This is a genomic window from Shewanella profunda (assembly GCF_023283765.1).
GTDB lineage: Bacteria > Pseudomonadota > Gammaproteobacteria > Enterobacterales > Shewanellaceae > Shewanella > Shewanella profunda.
The window spans coordinates 1-14,524 of record NZ_JAKILG010000072.1 but is presented as its reverse complement, the minus strand read 5'-3'; the positions used below and the strand labels follow the sequence as shown (position 1 = coordinate 14,524).

11 protein-coding genes, 1 pseudogene and 1 riboswitch are annotated in these 14,524 nt (G+C 44.5%); of the genes and pseudogenes, 6 read left to right on the top strand and 6 right to left on the bottom strand.

What is annotated here, in order from left to right; all coding sequences use genetic code 11:
• Both L2744_RS20575 and nrfA read right to left on the bottom strand, forming a co-directional pair.
• Positions 1 to 306 (bottom strand): IS110 family transposase (locus L2744_RS20575; RefSeq protein ID WP_248993628.1); only part of this gene is annotated, 306 nt, incomplete at its 3' end.
• A gap of 209 nt (positions 307 to 515) precedes the next feature.
• Entirely contained in the window at positions 516 to 1,919 is a 1,404-nt protein-coding gene (gene nrfA / locus L2744_RS20570; RefSeq protein WP_248993627.1) for an ammonia-forming nitrite reductase cytochrome c552 subunit, read from the bottom strand.
• 241 nt (positions 1,920 to 2,160) lie between these two features.
• Between nrfA and narQ the strand changes: the two genes are divergently transcribed.
• Together narQ and L2744_RS20560 are read left to right on the top strand one after the other, a co-directional pair.
• A complete protein-coding gene (narQ, locus tag L2744_RS20565) occupies positions 2,161 to 3,963 on the top strand; it encodes a nitrate/nitrite two-component system sensor histidine kinase NarQ (protein ID WP_248993626.1) in 1,803 nt (600 codons plus the stop codon).
• The gene (locus L2744_RS20560) at positions 3,956 to 4,585 is read left to right on the top strand and encodes a response regulator (protein WP_011790737.1); all 630 of its coding nucleotides are present in this window, start codon (positions 3,956 to 3,958) and stop codon (positions 4,583 to 4,585) included. Before narQ ends, L2744_RS20560 begins: the two co-directional genes overlap by 8 nt.
• 106 nt (positions 4,586 to 4,691) lie before the next feature.
• Here L2744_RS20560 and L2744_RS20555 read toward each other — a convergent pair whose 3' ends face one another.
• On the bottom strand, positions 4,692 to 5,066 hold the full coding sequence (locus tag L2744_RS20555) for a YacL family protein (RefSeq protein ID WP_248993625.1): 375 nt from the start codon (positions 5,064 to 5,066) through the stop codon (positions 4,692 to 4,694).
• A gap of 191 nt (positions 5,067 to 5,257) precedes the next feature.
• On the opposite strand from L2744_RS20555, the gene L2744_RS20550 reads away from it, so the two are divergent.
• Positions 5,258 to 6,223 (top strand): zinc transporter ZntB, encoded by a 966-nt coding sequence (locus L2744_RS20550; protein ID WP_248993624.1) that lies wholly within the window; start codon positions 5,258 to 5,260, stop codon positions 6,221 to 6,223.
• Between the two features lie 81 nt (positions 6,224 to 6,304).
• On the opposite strand, the gene lysC is transcribed toward L2744_RS20550, so the two are convergent.
• Together lysC and L2744_RS20540 are read right to left on the bottom strand one after the other, a co-directional pair.
• Complete coding sequence (lysC, locus tag L2744_RS20545; protein ID WP_248993623.1) at positions 6,305 to 7,660, bottom strand: lysine-sensitive aspartokinase 3; 1,356 nt, start codon at positions 7,658 to 7,660, stop codon at positions 6,305 to 6,307.
• A gap of 150 nt (positions 7,661 to 7,810) precedes the next feature.
• A riboswitch (Lysine riboswitch) is annotated at positions 7,811 to 7,985 on the bottom strand.
• A gap of 87 nt (positions 7,986 to 8,072) precedes the next feature.
• On the bottom strand, positions 8,073 to 8,507 hold the full coding sequence (locus L2744_RS20540) for a DUF3293 domain-containing protein (protein WP_248993622.1): 435 nt from the start codon (positions 8,505 to 8,507) through the stop codon (positions 8,073 to 8,075).
• Between the two features lie 585 nt (positions 8,508 to 9,092).
• Here L2744_RS20540 and arcA point away from each other — a divergent pair.
• Positions 9,093 to 9,809 carry a two-component system response regulator ArcA gene (arcA, locus tag L2744_RS20535; RefSeq protein ID WP_248993621.1) on the top strand — a complete coding sequence of 239 codons (717 nt, stop codon included), beginning with the start codon at positions 9,093 to 9,095 and terminating at the stop codon, positions 9,807 to 9,809.
• Between the two features lie 183 nt (positions 9,810 to 9,992).
• Here the strand turns inward: arcA and L2744_RS20530 are convergent, their stop codons facing one another.
• Positions 9,993 to 12,302 (bottom strand): S9 family peptidase, encoded by a 2,310-nt coding sequence (locus L2744_RS20530; protein ID WP_248993620.1) that lies wholly within the window; start codon positions 12,300 to 12,302, stop codon positions 9,993 to 9,995.
• A gap of 269 nt (positions 12,303 to 12,571) precedes the next feature.
• Between L2744_RS20530 and L2744_RS20525 the strand changes: the two genes are divergently transcribed.
• Together L2744_RS20525 and L2744_RS20520 are read left to right on the top strand one after the other, a co-directional pair.
• Positions 12,572 to 13,564, top strand: a complete 993-nt coding sequence (locus L2744_RS20525; protein WP_248993619.1) for a class 1 fructose-bisphosphatase — start codon at positions 12,572 to 12,574, stop codon at positions 13,562 to 13,564.
• Between the two features lie 206 nt (positions 13,565 to 13,770).
• Positions 13,771 to 14,524, top strand: a pseudogene (locus L2744_RS20520) (IS256-like element ISSod5 family transposase); the annotation flags it as partial.

Genomic DNA, 14,524 nt, shown 5'->3' with positions numbered 1-14,524 from the left:
ACGTTGAGCCGCTTCACATATAGCAAAAGCATCATTGCGGTCATTTTTATTCCCTTTCACGAATGGTTTCACATGTTGTGGTGGAATTAATCTGACCTCAAAACCCTGAGAAATAAGTTCTCTGCCCCAATAATTTGAGCCACTACAGGCTTCCATAGCAATGACAGCCTCGGGATATTGCACAAGCGTTTTTAATAGTTGGGTGCGTTTAATTGTGCGATTAAATACCGCTTTCCCTGCTTGATTAACACCACAAACCTGGAGAACATTTTTTGCCAAATCGATACCAATTAGAGTAATTTTCATAGTGGACACCTTTGTTGATATTGAGCTTGCAGATTCAATATGGCGTTAATGACGCCTACTTTACAAGAGGTGTCCATCTCATCACCCCTGAAACGTCAACACGTCCTAAATGATTGAAAAGAATATTCTGAATGAGTAAGCATAAAAAAGCCCTCAAATCTGAGGGCTTTGGCTTTATTAAGGATTAATCTCACATAAGGCTAAGTGACTTATTTATATGTCGCTTCGCGCTTTTTGGCTTCTTCATCCCATTTAGGCAGGATATTTTTCTTGAAGGCTTCTTTCTCTTCGACCATTTGTTTCATATCCATGCCTAACACGGCTTGTGCTTTAGCTTTGGTTGAAATGTCAGGAACGGTCACAGGATCAGTAATGCCTTTTTTACCCAGTAATTGCGCTAACTTAACACGAGCATCAGCAGCTTTATTTACCGATGTTCCCAGAATACGCAATGCTTCATCTGGTGCGTGAGCTGCTACACCATGGGAAGCAATCGCTAAATCCCAACGCCATTGTGAATGACGGATATCAGTCAGGATGGGTTTCATTTCTTCTTCGGTTGCACCGGCTTTCCAAGCTGCTTCAGCTTCAAAGTGTGCTTTTACTAATTGTTCTTCCGCTTTCAACTTCATTTCTTTGACTTTGGCCTTACGCTCATTAGTCACGCCAACCAAAAACTCTTTGGTTTGGCTATGACAGGTGGCACAGGTTTCTTCAAAACGGTCGAATGGGTTACCCACTTTATGATCGGTAAACTTCTTACCTTCAGCACTGGTCACTTTTGGCATGTGACAGTCAACACAACTCACATTATTCATACCATGAATACCCATTTTCCAAGTTTCATACTCTGGATGTTGGGCTTTTAACATTGGTGCTTTAGAAAGAGCATGTGTCCAATCAGAGAATTGGATTGAGTCATAGTAGACTTCCATTTTCTCAACAGTCACGCCCATATCCCAAGGGAATTTGACAAAATTCTTTCTATCGTCGGTCTTTTCAAAATAGTATTCAACGTGGCACTGGGCACAGACCATTGATTCTTTATCTTGTTTTGAAGCCTTGCTAAAAGGGGTGCCAATCGCATCTAACGCACGGTCAACATAAGGGCGAGAAATGCGTAATTTTGGAGAGCCTTTATCATGGCAATCACCACAACCAATCGTGTTGGTCACTTCGGGACCACCCTTAGACCATTTACCTTTGAAGTAGCCATCTTCGCCCTGCTCTTCAATTAGGCGAGGAACATCTGGACTCTTACAGCTCCAACATGCCATTGGCATTGGACCGTCTTCGGCCGTGGTTGGTGCGCCTGTACGTAGGGTGTTACTCACATCCGTGACGGCGTACATGTGACCGCGCGGGGCATTGTAATCTTTCGCAAAGCCATAACCCGCCCACAGGATAACCATATTAGGATCCTGTTCAAGCGCATCCACTAGCTCTTCACTTTTAGCGGTATCATGCCAACTATTATATTGATTTTTAAACTTATCTTTATAAACTTCATTGCGAGGCTCGGTTTTATCGCTCGCCATTGCGCCCGCAGCCATGAAGCTGGCGGCAACCAGTGCACTCAGTGCAAAGGACTTACCTGTCATCTTCTTCATCATCTCATCTCCGTGTTACATTATTGTAGTGAATCACGACATCTCCATAGTCAAAGTTAATGACTTAATCCCGCTAAAAATATACCTCTTAGGAGGTATCTGTGGCGAAGTTTGCGCCAGATCAAAATGTAATGGTGTTGTTGTTCACACTTTTATGCTTTTGTTAAGGTATTACATTATTTTCTAATGTAAAAACACAACTAAAGTGCCATTAACGTATGGCCTTCAACTGGATAGCCAACCTATGAAACGAGGCAGTCTCACCTCTAAAATTTTAGGATTAATGTTAGTACTCATTCTGCTTTCTAGCAGTTTAGCTATCTTTGCTATCATCAATCTGTCCTATAGTTTAGGTGATGCTAAAGCAATTAATGCCTCTGGCTCCCTACGGATGCAAAGTTATCGTTTAATGTTTTATGCCAATTCAGGTAGCCAAGACGCACAGGAAAAAATCACCGAATTTGAAAATACCTTGCACTCTGAGGCCTTGCAGCCATCGACAGGTTGGCTCAGCCACAAAAAAATAGCCGCTCAATATCAACTTGTGATCGACAAATGGCTCGTCATGAAATATTACATTGAGCAGGAAAACTCCCGTGACTATACCGCTGCGCTCAAAGACTTTGTCGATACGATAGATTTACTCGTGCTAGAAATGGAACACCATGCCGCCTTTAAACTGAGGCTATTGGCAGCCAGTCAAATTTTCGGTTTGGGTTTAATGCTCTTTATTGCTTTTATTGCCGTGCGCTTCACTAAACGTAAGGTAGTAGTGCCACTGCAAAAGTTGATGGAGTCTGCTAATACCATTTCTAAAGGTAATTTTGAAATTGAAATGCCAGAAACCGAATATATTGAGCTCACAGCATTAACCGATGCCCTACAAAAAACGGCAAAGGAATTGGCTACTTTATATGGAAACTTAGAGTCACAGGTTGCTGAAAAAACCTTGGCGCTGACAAGGGCAAATAATGAACTCGCCTTTTTATACGATAATTTACTCACCCTAAATGCCAATAAGCTCGATTATAAAGCCCTTAGGGAAGCGCTAAATCAGCTTAAAGGTTATGAATCCCTCGATTATTTACGACTGATTATTCAATACCCAGAGCAAGAAATGGAAGTCATTGAGGCAAATGGTGGCTGGCCCACAGAGCCAATGCAGAGTACTCGTTTTCCAATGCAGTTTGAGCAAGTTGATTTAGGCTATTTAGAGCTGATCTCAGCACAAACACCTAATATTGTACTATTTAACAACTTTGCCATTATGTTGACTCGCTCCATCGTGATTCACACTGCCACAGAGCAAAGACAACAGTTAGCACTGATGGAAGAACGCGGTGTAATCGCGCGAGAATTGCATGACTCCCTTGGTCAAGTGTTATCTTTTTTGAAGATACAAATCAGCTTGTTGCGTAAGAATCTTGCCTATAGCTGCCGTAGTCCAGCGGTAGAGAATCAGCTAAACGAGATTAACGAAGGTGTGAGTACGGCTTATGCGCAGCTTCGAGAATTACTATCAACCTTTAGGCTCACAATTAAAGAACCTAATTTGAAAAGTGCAATGGAAGCCATGCTAGATCAGCTTAGGGTTAAAACCGATATTAAAATCAGCTTAGATTACAAGCTCGCTCCCCAATGGCTTGAGGCAAAACAGCATATACATATATTGCAAATCACCCGAGAAGCGACTCTTAATGCTATCAAACATTCAAAGGCAACCCTTATCCATATACGTTGCTACAAGGATGATAAAGCTATGGTCAATATCAGTGTCAGCGATAACGGTGTGGGTATTGAGCATCTAAAAGAGCGCGATCAACATTTTGGTATAGGGATTATGCACGAGCGGGCGAGTAAACTCGCGGGTAGGGTCGTGTTTAGCAGTAATGATGATGAACTGATTACCCCTAATGATATTGAACCAACTGAAAATCAAATACAAAATGCCACGCTTACCACCGCGACCGATGGTGAACTCGGTATTCCACAAGGAACAAAAGTCACACTCATTTTCCCTTCTCAACTGGAGCCTACACATGGGTAAACCTTATTCTATCTTAGTCGTCGATGACCACCCTCTTTTACGTAAAGGTATCTGCCAATTGATCACTTCAGATCCTGATTTCAGCCTTTTTGGTGAAGCGGGTGGCGGTTTAGATGCGTTAAGCGCAGTAGCGACGGATGAGCCAGATATCATACTCCTTGATTTGAATATGAAGGGTATGACAGGACTCGATACACTCAATGCCATGCGTCAGGAAGGTGTCACTTCCCGCATCGTCATTCTCACCGTTTCCGATGCAAAACAAGATGTGATCCGCTTACTCCGCGCAGGTGCTGACGGCTATTTACTCAAGGATACTGAGCCCGATTTACTGCTCGAAAAACTCAAAAATGCCATGCTCGGTCATAGAGTGATCAGTGAGGAAATTGAGGAATATCTCTACGAACTTAAAAATGTCGCCGATGAGCAAGAATGGATTTCAAGTCTCACTCCAAGGGAGTTACAAATCCTACAGCAATTGGCGGAAGGTTTAAGCAATCGTATGATTTCAGAGCATTTACACATCAGTGAAGGCACTGTAAAAGTTCACGTAAAAAATCTACTGCGTAAAGCGAATGCCAAATCGAGAACCGAAATGGCGGTAAGATATTTAAATAACTAATCGCAAATAATAAAGGCAATCAAAGGATTGCCTTTATTATATTCGCCAGAGATAGCACGCACTCACATAGAGTCAGGGCCACTCAACGAGCTCCTTCTAAGCGGTCTTAAAGACCCTTTTGCACAAATTCTTGCCAACTTAAAAGCGCTTGTTCAAAATCCTCTAAGCCGCAGTAGGCTTCAGATTCAGCATCATAGAGTGACATAGCATCCTCTAATTCATACTCCTCATCAAACCCCAATACATTGGCGTAAACTCTGGCTTGTTCTCGGTCTAATTCTAGGGTTAAATCCCCGCCAATAAGCTGCCATGACCCGCGTTTACCCGCGAGGATCTCAGCCACCCTATCTAACACTTGTTGAATTTTGGCTAACTCAGGCCCTAATTCTTCCGAAAACCACTGACCTAGCACTTCATGATCCATGCTAAAGGTGGCTAAAAAAGTGCCCGTTAAACTGTTACGCCGAAATTCATATTCCATTTTATGTTCTCTTTGCACTAACCTAATTAATGCTAATTTTAACTTAACATGGAGCAAGTTGCATGGATAGCAGCTCAACAGTCTTGAACTTATTCAAATATTCCTTGATTAGCATTCCGAGCTACAGGCTTCATTTTTAGAGCAAAATCAGTTAGCTTGAATGCATGATTGAGAAAGTAATTGGAAAACATATGCATGATGGATTTATCTATAGTTTAGTGCTTAGCGGAGCCCAGGCTGGCTCAAGCTTAAGCCCTGAACAACTCGATGCTTGGGATCCAAAGGATGGCCTACTCTGGTTACATCTGCGTTATCGCCATAAAAAAGCCCGTCACTGGGTCATCAATAGCGGCCTCAATAAACTAGAAGCCAATGCCCTACTTGCGCAAGACACTCGCCCTAGAGCCGTACTGGCTGGCGAAGGAGTACTGCTGGCACTGCGTGGTGTAAACTTAAACCCCAATTCTGCACCCGAGGATATGGTCGCCATACGTATCTACGCCGATAAGCAAAGGATCATTTCCACCTGCGACCGTGAGTTGCAATCGGTAAAAGATGTGGCAGAACTCATCAAAGAAGGCGTGGGGCCGACAACTACGGGCGACTTTATTGTCGCTGTCTGTGAGAGACTCACCCATAGAAAAGTCGAGTTTATCGACAAACTCGAAGAGCAACTTTCTGAATTAGAAGAACAAGTTGTCTCAGGTAATGTGAAGGATCTGCGTACCGATATCGCAGAGTTACGTCGTCAAACGGTCGCAATTCGCCGCTATTTAGCACCACAAAGAGAAGCCTTCACTAAAATGATCTCCGATCAATTTAGCCTACTTAACGATCCAGAGCGACTCAAACTAAGGGAAATCAACGATCAATTGATCCGTACCATTGAAGATCTCGATGCCCTGCGCGATAGGGCTAATGTGACCCAAGAGGAATTGCTTAGTCAGCAATCAGAGCAACTCAATAAACGCTTATATTTCTTATCATTAGTATCGGCAATCTTCTTACCGCTAGGCTTTTTGACTGGTTTATTGGGGGTCAATATTGGCGGCATTCCCGGGGCAAATGACACTTGGGCCTTTGTCACCTTCTGCGGCATATTGGTTTCCCTTGTTGCCCTGCAGATGGCACTGTTTTACCGATTTAAATGGTTATAGCCATAGCAAAACAAAAACGCCAATCGATTTAGATTGGCGTTTTTTATTCTCGCATTATCGCTTTATAAGGTTGGTAACATATCAAGCGGCTTCGAATAAATTTTCATGCAGGGCTTTTACCACCTGCGCCGCTTCAGATTCAGCAACCAGCACACACAAATTATGTGGACTCGCACCTTGGCAGATCATCCGCACATTGTGGGGCTCTAACACTTCAAATACGCGGCGGCAAATACCTGGGGTCGTTGCAATACGGTTACCTATAATTGCGACTAAGGCCAAGCCATCTTCAACGCGCACACGACAATGTTGTGATAATTCTTGCAGCAATGCCTCGCTTAATAGACCTTGACCGCTAGAATCTGAGCCCGTTTTATCAAGTGTCAGCGACACATTCACTTCTGAGGTGGTAATTAAGTCCACACTGATCTTATGCCTTGCAAGCGTTGCAAAGGTTTCCGCTAAAAACCCTTGGGCATGCAGCATCTGTAAGCTGTGAAGATTCAACAGGGTTTGATCGCGGCGCAGTGCCACAGCGCGGAAAACGGGCGCATCTTCCACTTGATGACGGATCCAAGTCCCACCTTTTTCTGGCTCTTTACTTGAACCCACAAACACTTGAATTTGCTGACGAACGGCAGGAAGAATGGTCGCTGGGTGCAAGACTTTGGCACCAAAGGTCGCCATTTCGGCGGCTTCATTAAAACTGATCTCGGCAATAGGATGCGCATTAGGTGCAAGGCGTGGGTCGGTTGTATAAATCCCTGCGACATCGGTCCAAATCTCCACCGCCGATGCACGCAGAGCCTCGGCTAACAAAGCTGCCGAATAATCGCTACCACCGCGGCCAAGCGTTGTTGTTTGCCCCGCTTCATCGGCGCCGATAAAACCTTGGGTCACAATGACTTGCTCTACAAGTAGCGGTTGTAAATAGTCGTGCGATAGGGTTGCAATCTGCTCAACCTGAGGTTCGGCACGGCCAAAGTGGCTGTCGGTACGCAACACTTTACGCACATCAAAGGCACTGGAGTTTGCACCTTTTTCACGTAGTACCGCCGAAAATAAAGCTGAAGAGCATTGTTCACCGAGGGACAACAACTCATCGATTGTCGCTTTGCTGCGAACTGAAATTAAGGCTTCACTTAGCACCGCCATGCGACTCAATAATTTATCTAATGCGGCGGCCACATCATTAGGACGACCGAGTTTATCTAAGATAGCGTATTGAATTTTAGCAATTTGTTTTAATCGTTGCAGGCGAGCATCGTCGGTTATCGACTCTTGCGTTAATTCAACCAATAAATTAGTCACACCGCTTGAGGCACTGACCACGACTAAACGGCATTCAGGATTAGCTAGCACTATGTCGGCACAACGATTCATCGCGCCATAGTCAGCAACTGAGGTTCCACCAAATTTTGCGACAACAAGGGACATTAGCTCACCTCCGCAAAATACGTAGGATAAGCGACGACAACAGATTGAATAAGATATTGATTAACTAACATGATCACACTCCGAACTAACTACGTTCGAAGAGCCTGGTGCTCAATGATAACGCACCCCAATAGAAGGGAAACAGCAATCGTCACCAGAAGCTCTCCACCAATTACAGGTGACAATCGTCAGGATTCAGCCTGAGCGACCGACATCAACATGCAGCAACCATATCTATGCCTCGGCGTTAATCTCCCTCATCTGTCATCGCTGGAGTTTGTGCTCCTCTGACCGACTACCTAGTTAACGCTCCTCTTCTGTTCCTTTCCTCGGAAAGGGACGAAAAAAGTAGCAATAAACCCCTAATGAAGTCAATGCTAATTTCACATCAAATAAACAAATTAAGTGAAACTTAAGTATTCAAGTCGGGTAACTCATACACTAGCTGCACATAATCAGTAAATTTGCCTAAACAAACTTCATCGTACCCCGCTAATGTGCAAGGCACTAAACTCACGGCCCCCTGCTCAACCATGTAAATGGCATATTGATTAAATTTCTTGCCTAATTGCAGTGCCATGGTTCTATCAATAAACACAGCCCAGCTTTTTTCCATATGAGATAAATCAGGGGCTGCACCGACTAAAGCGCGATAGGGACTGCCAAGCAATTCAATATCACGGAGAAGTTGTCTATCAAGTAAGCGGTTTTGACTGGGAGAAAAACGGTTTGAAGCGGGGTTATGGGCGGTAATTACTGCAAAGGAAAAATCACAGGATAATGCTTGAGTAAGCAAAAATAACGGCGTTTGGTAACACTGCCACAGGTCTTGAGTCGTATTGTCCATTGGTAGTCTAGTCGAAAAATGAACCCGAGTTAGTGTAGCAGAGTGATTGTAAAATCCAAAGAGGCGTGAACTTGCTCACAAGAATTAAAAATACATTAGTTATACTAATCAATAACTAAAGTAAATATCATGGTAAATCTCACCCTTGGCTTGAAATTTGTTAACATTTCATTTGTTAACAAATGACTAAAACGAGTACAATGACATCACTGGTCTAGTTAAACAACGGCTTAAGATTGCCTAGTGTTTAAAACGGCTTGTTATTTTGGAGATAACAACGTCGGCCAGACATCTGTTTAAAATGTGTTCTACATTTGATTTATCATTAAAACATTTAAACATTTAAAAAAAACAATAGTTAAGGAACTATTTCTAACTATTGCTTATCGAAGTTGATACTTGTTACGTTTTATCGTATTACACTTTAAACGTGCACTTTATACATCCTGATATATCGCCGTGAAGATCTTTCCTTTAGAAGCACAGAGCAGTTCAAGGAAGTATCAACATTTTTATGAATATAAGGACCCGATGTAAGAGGTTCTTATGGTTAGAATAGAATTGATTAAAATTTAGGTAAATAACATGCAAAATCCGCACATTCTGATCGTTGAAGATGAAGCCGTTACCCGTAACACGCTGAGAAGTATTTTCGAGGCAGAAGGGTATGTGGTAACTGAGGCCAATGATGGCGCAGAAATGCATAAGGCTATGCAGGAAAACAAAATTAACTTGGTGGTAATGGATATTAACTTACCAGGTAAAAACGGTCTGTTATTGGCACGTGAATTACGCGAAATCAATAATATCGGTCTGATCTTCCTGACTGGCCGTGATAACGAAGTCGACAAAATTCTTGGACTTGAAATTGGCGCGGACGATTATATTACCAAGCCGTTCAACCCACGTGAATTGACGATCCGTGCTCGTAACCTTCTGACTCGCGTTAATAGCGCTGGTAGCGAAGTCGAAGAAAAGAGCTCTGTTGAATACTATCGTTTTAACGATTGGAGCCTAGAGATCAACAGCCGTTCGTTGGTAAGCCCACAGGGTGAATCTTACAAGCTGCCACGTAGCGAGTTCCGCGCTATGCTGCACTTTGTTGAAAACCCAGGCAAAATTTTGACTCGTGCTGATCTACTGATGAAAATGACTGGCCGTGAGCTTAAGCCACACGATCGCACGGTTGACGTAACCATCCGTCGTATCCGTAAGCATTTCGAAAGCTTGCCAGATACGCCAGAAATCATCGCGACTATCCACGGTGAAGGCTATCGTTTCTGCGGTAACTTAGAAGACTAATCCTCATCTAAGTACTTGATTCAATAAGAATCCAAGTAAATAAAACCAGATCCACGGATCTGGTTTTTTTATGCCCGAAATTAAGCTAATACTCTTACGCGCATGAATAAATTCTTAGCAAAATCAACCACAATTAACAGTGAGCCTAGCTACGCGCAGCTAAAGCCCACTCTTCATCAAGCGCTACTTTCCGCTTTTTAACTGTCTATCGAGGAAGTCAGCCAGTGAGCGATATAAGTGATTACGTACTTTTTCGCCACGCATCGAATGTTTAGAGCCAGGATAATCGATCATCTGGAATAATTTACCTTCATCCTGCAACGCCTTATAAACCCGAGTGCTGTTTTCAAACAAGACGTTATCGTCGGCCATGCCGTGATACATCAACAGACCCGCTTGATAGTTTTTCACATAGGGAAACACGCTACTGGCTTCATAACCCTTTTCATTACCCTCGGGATGAGCTAAATAACGCTCGGTGTAATGGGTGTCATATAAGCGCCAGTCGGTTACAGGTGCACCCGAAATCGCGGCTTTAAAGTAATCCGGCGCCTTAAATAGACTCATCAAGGCCATGTAACCGCCGTAGCTGTGGCCGTAAATCGCCACATTATCGGCATCGACAAATGGCAGACTCCGCAAATAGTCCACACCCACTTTTTGATCATTGACTTCAGCTTCGCCCAAATGACGGTAAATCACTTGCTCGAACTTTGTGCTCCTGTGGGCGCTGCCGCGGTTATCCAACTGGAACACCACATAGCCTTGTTGAACCAGATACTGGGTAAAGTAATCCTGCTCGCTCCAACTATTAGTCACTAACTGGGCGTGTGGCCCACCGTAACCCCGCACTACGACAGGGTATTTCTTGCTCGCATCAAACGGCACAGGTTTGAATAAACGGGTTTGCAGCACTTGGCCGTCTTCGGCTTTCAGTTCACCAAATTCAGGGGTTTGCCACAACCCTGCATAGTCATATAAAGGATGGCCTTGCTTGACCGCATTTTGCTCAACCCAAGCCAACTGTTGACCCTTGTCACCGTGTAAACTTACCTGCGGTGGCTGAGATAAGCTATTGAAATAATCGAGATACACGCTTTGATTGTCGGCAAACACAGGATCGTGCATCCCCGCCAGCTTGCTTACCCGCTCAACCATGCCGCCCGCTAACGGCACACGATAAAGCTGTTTCTCGATTGGCGTATCTTTACGGCCAGTGAAATACACCCAACCTGCGGTTTCATCTATGTATTCCAACGCATCGACAGCCCACTCCCCCTTAGTCAATTGGGTTTTAAGTTTGCCTTCTAAGTCAAAAAGATACAGATGATTAAAACCGTCACGCTCAGATGCCCAAATAAAAGCCGACTGCTGCTTTAAGAAGTGCAGATCGTTATTGAGGTTCACCCAAGCGTTACTGCGTTCTTTCACTAAGGTTTTTGGCTTAGACAGAGAATCTAACGCCACCAGTTGCAAATCTAGCTTATGTTGATCGCGGCTCTGCCACTGGAACGATAAATGTTTGCTATCGGGCAACCAATCGACCCGCGGCAGGTAAATATCTTTGCTCTTGTCTGCACTATTCTCTTCGCTATGATCTTCGCGCAGCTTTACCCAATTGATAGCCTTATCTTTTAACGTGACCACACCGAGGGCGATGTCGACGTTGTTTTTGCCAGCATAGGGATAACGCTGCTCGGTAAGTTTAATGCCGTCGGCATAGATCTCATTGCGCGTCACTTGCTCGACAGCGGACTCGTCAATACGGGTGAAGGCGATGGCCGATTCATCGGGCGCCCACCAGTAGCCCGTCATGCGATCCATTTCCTCCTGAGCGACAAACTCGGCCATGGCATTCTTAATCGCCCCTCCGCCATCGCTCGTCATAGCTTGGCGTTTTTTGGTCGCCAGATCTAACACATACAGGTTTTGATCCCGCACGAAAGACACAAAATTGCCCTTAGGCGATAGGCGTGCATCTGTGGCAAACCCTTCGCCAATCGGAAGTTGGCTGACACTGTTATCCACTAATGAGAAATAATACAGATTACCAGCAGCCGGAATTAATAGCGCTTGGCTATCATCGGCCCAGAAGTACTCCATAATGCCTTCGCCATAAATACGTTGACGTTCGCGGCGGGCCTTTTCTTCATCGGATAATTCATTGCTTGCCAACTTATCGGCACTGAGCAACAGGCTAGATTTTTCCGTCTTTACATCCATCTGCCAGAGATCATAAAAGTTTTGATTGTCTTTACGGCCCGCAAGATAGGTGACTCGCTGACCATCGGGTGACAATTTCAAACCACGAGGACTGGTGCCCGCTAATGCGGGCGAAGCATTCATTCGCTCAATCGTCAGTGGCAGTTTGCCGCCTTCCATTGCAAAAGCTGGGGTAATTGAAAACATAGCTACCTGACTCGTTATCAGTAGAGGGACGGCGCTCAACTTAAGCGAGCGCGTAAGGGACCAAGCGAACCCATTTTTAGTCATTATTATTCCTTGGAAGCATAATCGCCTAAGATGTCAGCGATTAAAAACAAGCCGACATTGTGCCAGAGGCAACCTATAAATAGAAAGAGCATGCAATATACCGATACAAATTAGGTTGATGCCGCTACTCGCTCAGTCCAAATAATCCCTAAAAGCCCTAATATTCTCTAAAAGCATCAGCAACATCGCTGAAATTGTCGTCTAACTGAGTTATCATTCACGGCAAATAACGAAACTGACCTCATTGTTGAACCTCTAAAGGACATAACATGCAGACTCTGGCCCAGCACCTGACCTCACAGGCTGTGAACGACTCCCTCTCCCAGCTGATTTTAACCTTAGCCGACACCTCAAAAGCCATTAGCCATGCCGTTCGCCACGGTGCGCTCGCGGGTATTTTAGGCGCAACCGAGCAAGAAAACGTCCAAGGTGAAACCCAGAAAAAACTGGATATCATCACCAATGACATGCTTAAAGATGCTTTAAAAGCTGACGGTACAGTGCGCGGTTTAGCATCGGAAGAAGAAGATCATGTGGTTGAAGTCAGCAAAAATGGTCAATATCTGGTGTGTTTCGATCCGCTAGATGGCTCATCTAATATCGATATTAATTCGTTAGTCGGCACTATTTTTTCTGTCCTGCCCGCCCCTGCTGACGAGCTGACTGAAACTAGCTTTTTACAATCTGGCCGCGCGCAATTAGCCGCAGGTTATGTGCTTTATGGTCCATCGACCATGCTGGCATTAACCACAGGCCAAGGCGTGCAACTCTTTACTTTGCACCCAGAAACCAATGAGTTTTTACTGACGAATGCCGCCATGAGCATTAGCCCAGACACAGCCGAATTTGCCATTAACATGTCGAACCAACGTTTTTGGGAAGCGCCAATCCAAACCTATATTGCCGATTTACTACTCGGTAAAATTGGCCCACGCGAAAAGTCATTCAATATGCGCTGGATTGCGGCCATGGTCGGCGACGTACACCGCGTGTTATCCCGTGGCGGTATTTTCACTTATCCAACCGATAATAAAGATCCGAAAAAACCGTACAAACTGCGCTTGATGTACGAAGCCAACCCAATGGCATTCTTAGTCGAACAAGCTGGCGGTAAAGCCTCTACTGGTTACGAAACCATTTTAGACATTATTCCAACGCAAATTCACCAACGTGTTGCCGTCATCCTAGGCAGCAGCAACGAAGTCGACGCTTGCCTGAGCTATCATGGTATTGATTACAGCGAAGAGCCAAATATAGAGTAAGCCGAATCGCTTAGCTTCCTGATTTTTAATATAAAAAGCCACTGACCACAGTGGCTTTTTTTGTCGCAGAATGCGACATTTTGAGTTGTGATTGCGAAATCAGGGATCTGTAAAGTTTTAGCGATGGGTTTCACATTTGGAGTTTATGCGGGTAGTGTTCAAATTTCTGTGTCATTTCTTTAAGCTATACCAAAAAGAGATGATTTATGACCACACCTACTTTTGATATCAATGCTGCCATTCAAGCACTACGTGATGGTAAAGACCTCACGGGCAAGGATGGCATCTTAACCCCTTTGATTAAGCAACTCACTGAAGCGGCCTTAGCCGCAGAGTTGGATGGCCATTTGGCGAGCACTGAAGGCGCCAATCGTAAAAACGGTAAAACCACCAAAACGGTTAAAAGCCCCATTGGCAACTTCGAGTTAAACACGCCCAGAGACAGAGCGGGCACCTTCGAGCCTCAATTAGTCAAAAAGCACCAAACCCAGCTTACCGATGAAATGGAGCGTAAAATCATTGGCTTATTTTCATTAGGCTCCAGCTACCAAGATATTCGCGCGCATATCGAAGACATGTACGGCATGTCGGTGTCCAACGGCACGGTGAACGCCATTACTGACAAGTTACTACCCGAGCTTCAAGCATGGCGTGAACGCGAACTAGAACCGCTTTACCCCGTCATATGGCTCGATGCAATTCACTATAAAATCAAAGAGAACGGCCGCTTTATTAGCAAAGCGGTTTACACTATTTTGGCGCTTAATGTCGAAGGTAAAAAAGAGCTATTAGGCTTATATCTGTCTGATAATGAAGGCGCTCACCATTGGTTAAGCGTGCTGACCGACCTGTATAATCGTGGCGTCAAAGACATCCTCATTGCCTGCGTTGATGGCCTTAAAGGCTTTCCTGAAGCCATTGAGACCATTTACCCGCAGACGGAAGTGCAACTGTGTGTCA

Coding starts and splice junctions, on each gene's coding strand:
- nrfA (WP_248993627.1), bottom strand. CDS start 1,919: ATGATGAAGAAGATGACAGGTAAGTCCTTTGCACTGAGTGCACTGGTT.
- narQ (WP_248993626.1), top strand. CDS start 2,161: ATGAAACGAGGCAGTCTCACCTCTAAAATTTTAGGATTAATGTTAGTA.
- L2744_RS20560 (WP_011790737.1), top strand. CDS start 3,956: ATGGGTAAACCTTATTCTATCTTAGTCGTCGATGACCACCCTCTTTTA.
- L2744_RS20555 (WP_248993625.1), bottom strand. CDS start 5,066: ATGGAATATGAATTTCGGCGTAACAGTTTAACGGGCACTTTTTTAGCC.
- L2744_RS20550 (WP_248993624.1), top strand. CDS start 5,258: ATGCATGATGGATTTATCTATAGTTTAGTGCTTAGCGGAGCCCAGGCT.
- lysC (WP_248993623.1), bottom strand. CDS start 7,660: ATGTCCCTTGTTGTCGCAAAATTTGGTGGAACCTCAGTTGCTGACTAT.
- L2744_RS20540 (WP_248993622.1), bottom strand. CDS start 8,507: ATGGACAATACGACTCAAGACCTGTGGCAGTGTTACCAAACGCCGTTA.
- arcA (WP_248993621.1), top strand. CDS start 9,093: ATGCAAAATCCGCACATTCTGATCGTTGAAGATGAAGCCGTTACCCGT.
- L2744_RS20530 (WP_248993620.1), bottom strand. CDS start 12,302: ATGACTAAAAATGGGTTCGCTTGGTCCCTTACGCGCTCGCTTAAGTTG.
- L2744_RS20525 (WP_248993619.1), top strand. CDS start 12,572: ATGCAGACTCTGGCCCAGCACCTGACCTCACAGGCTGTGAACGACTCC.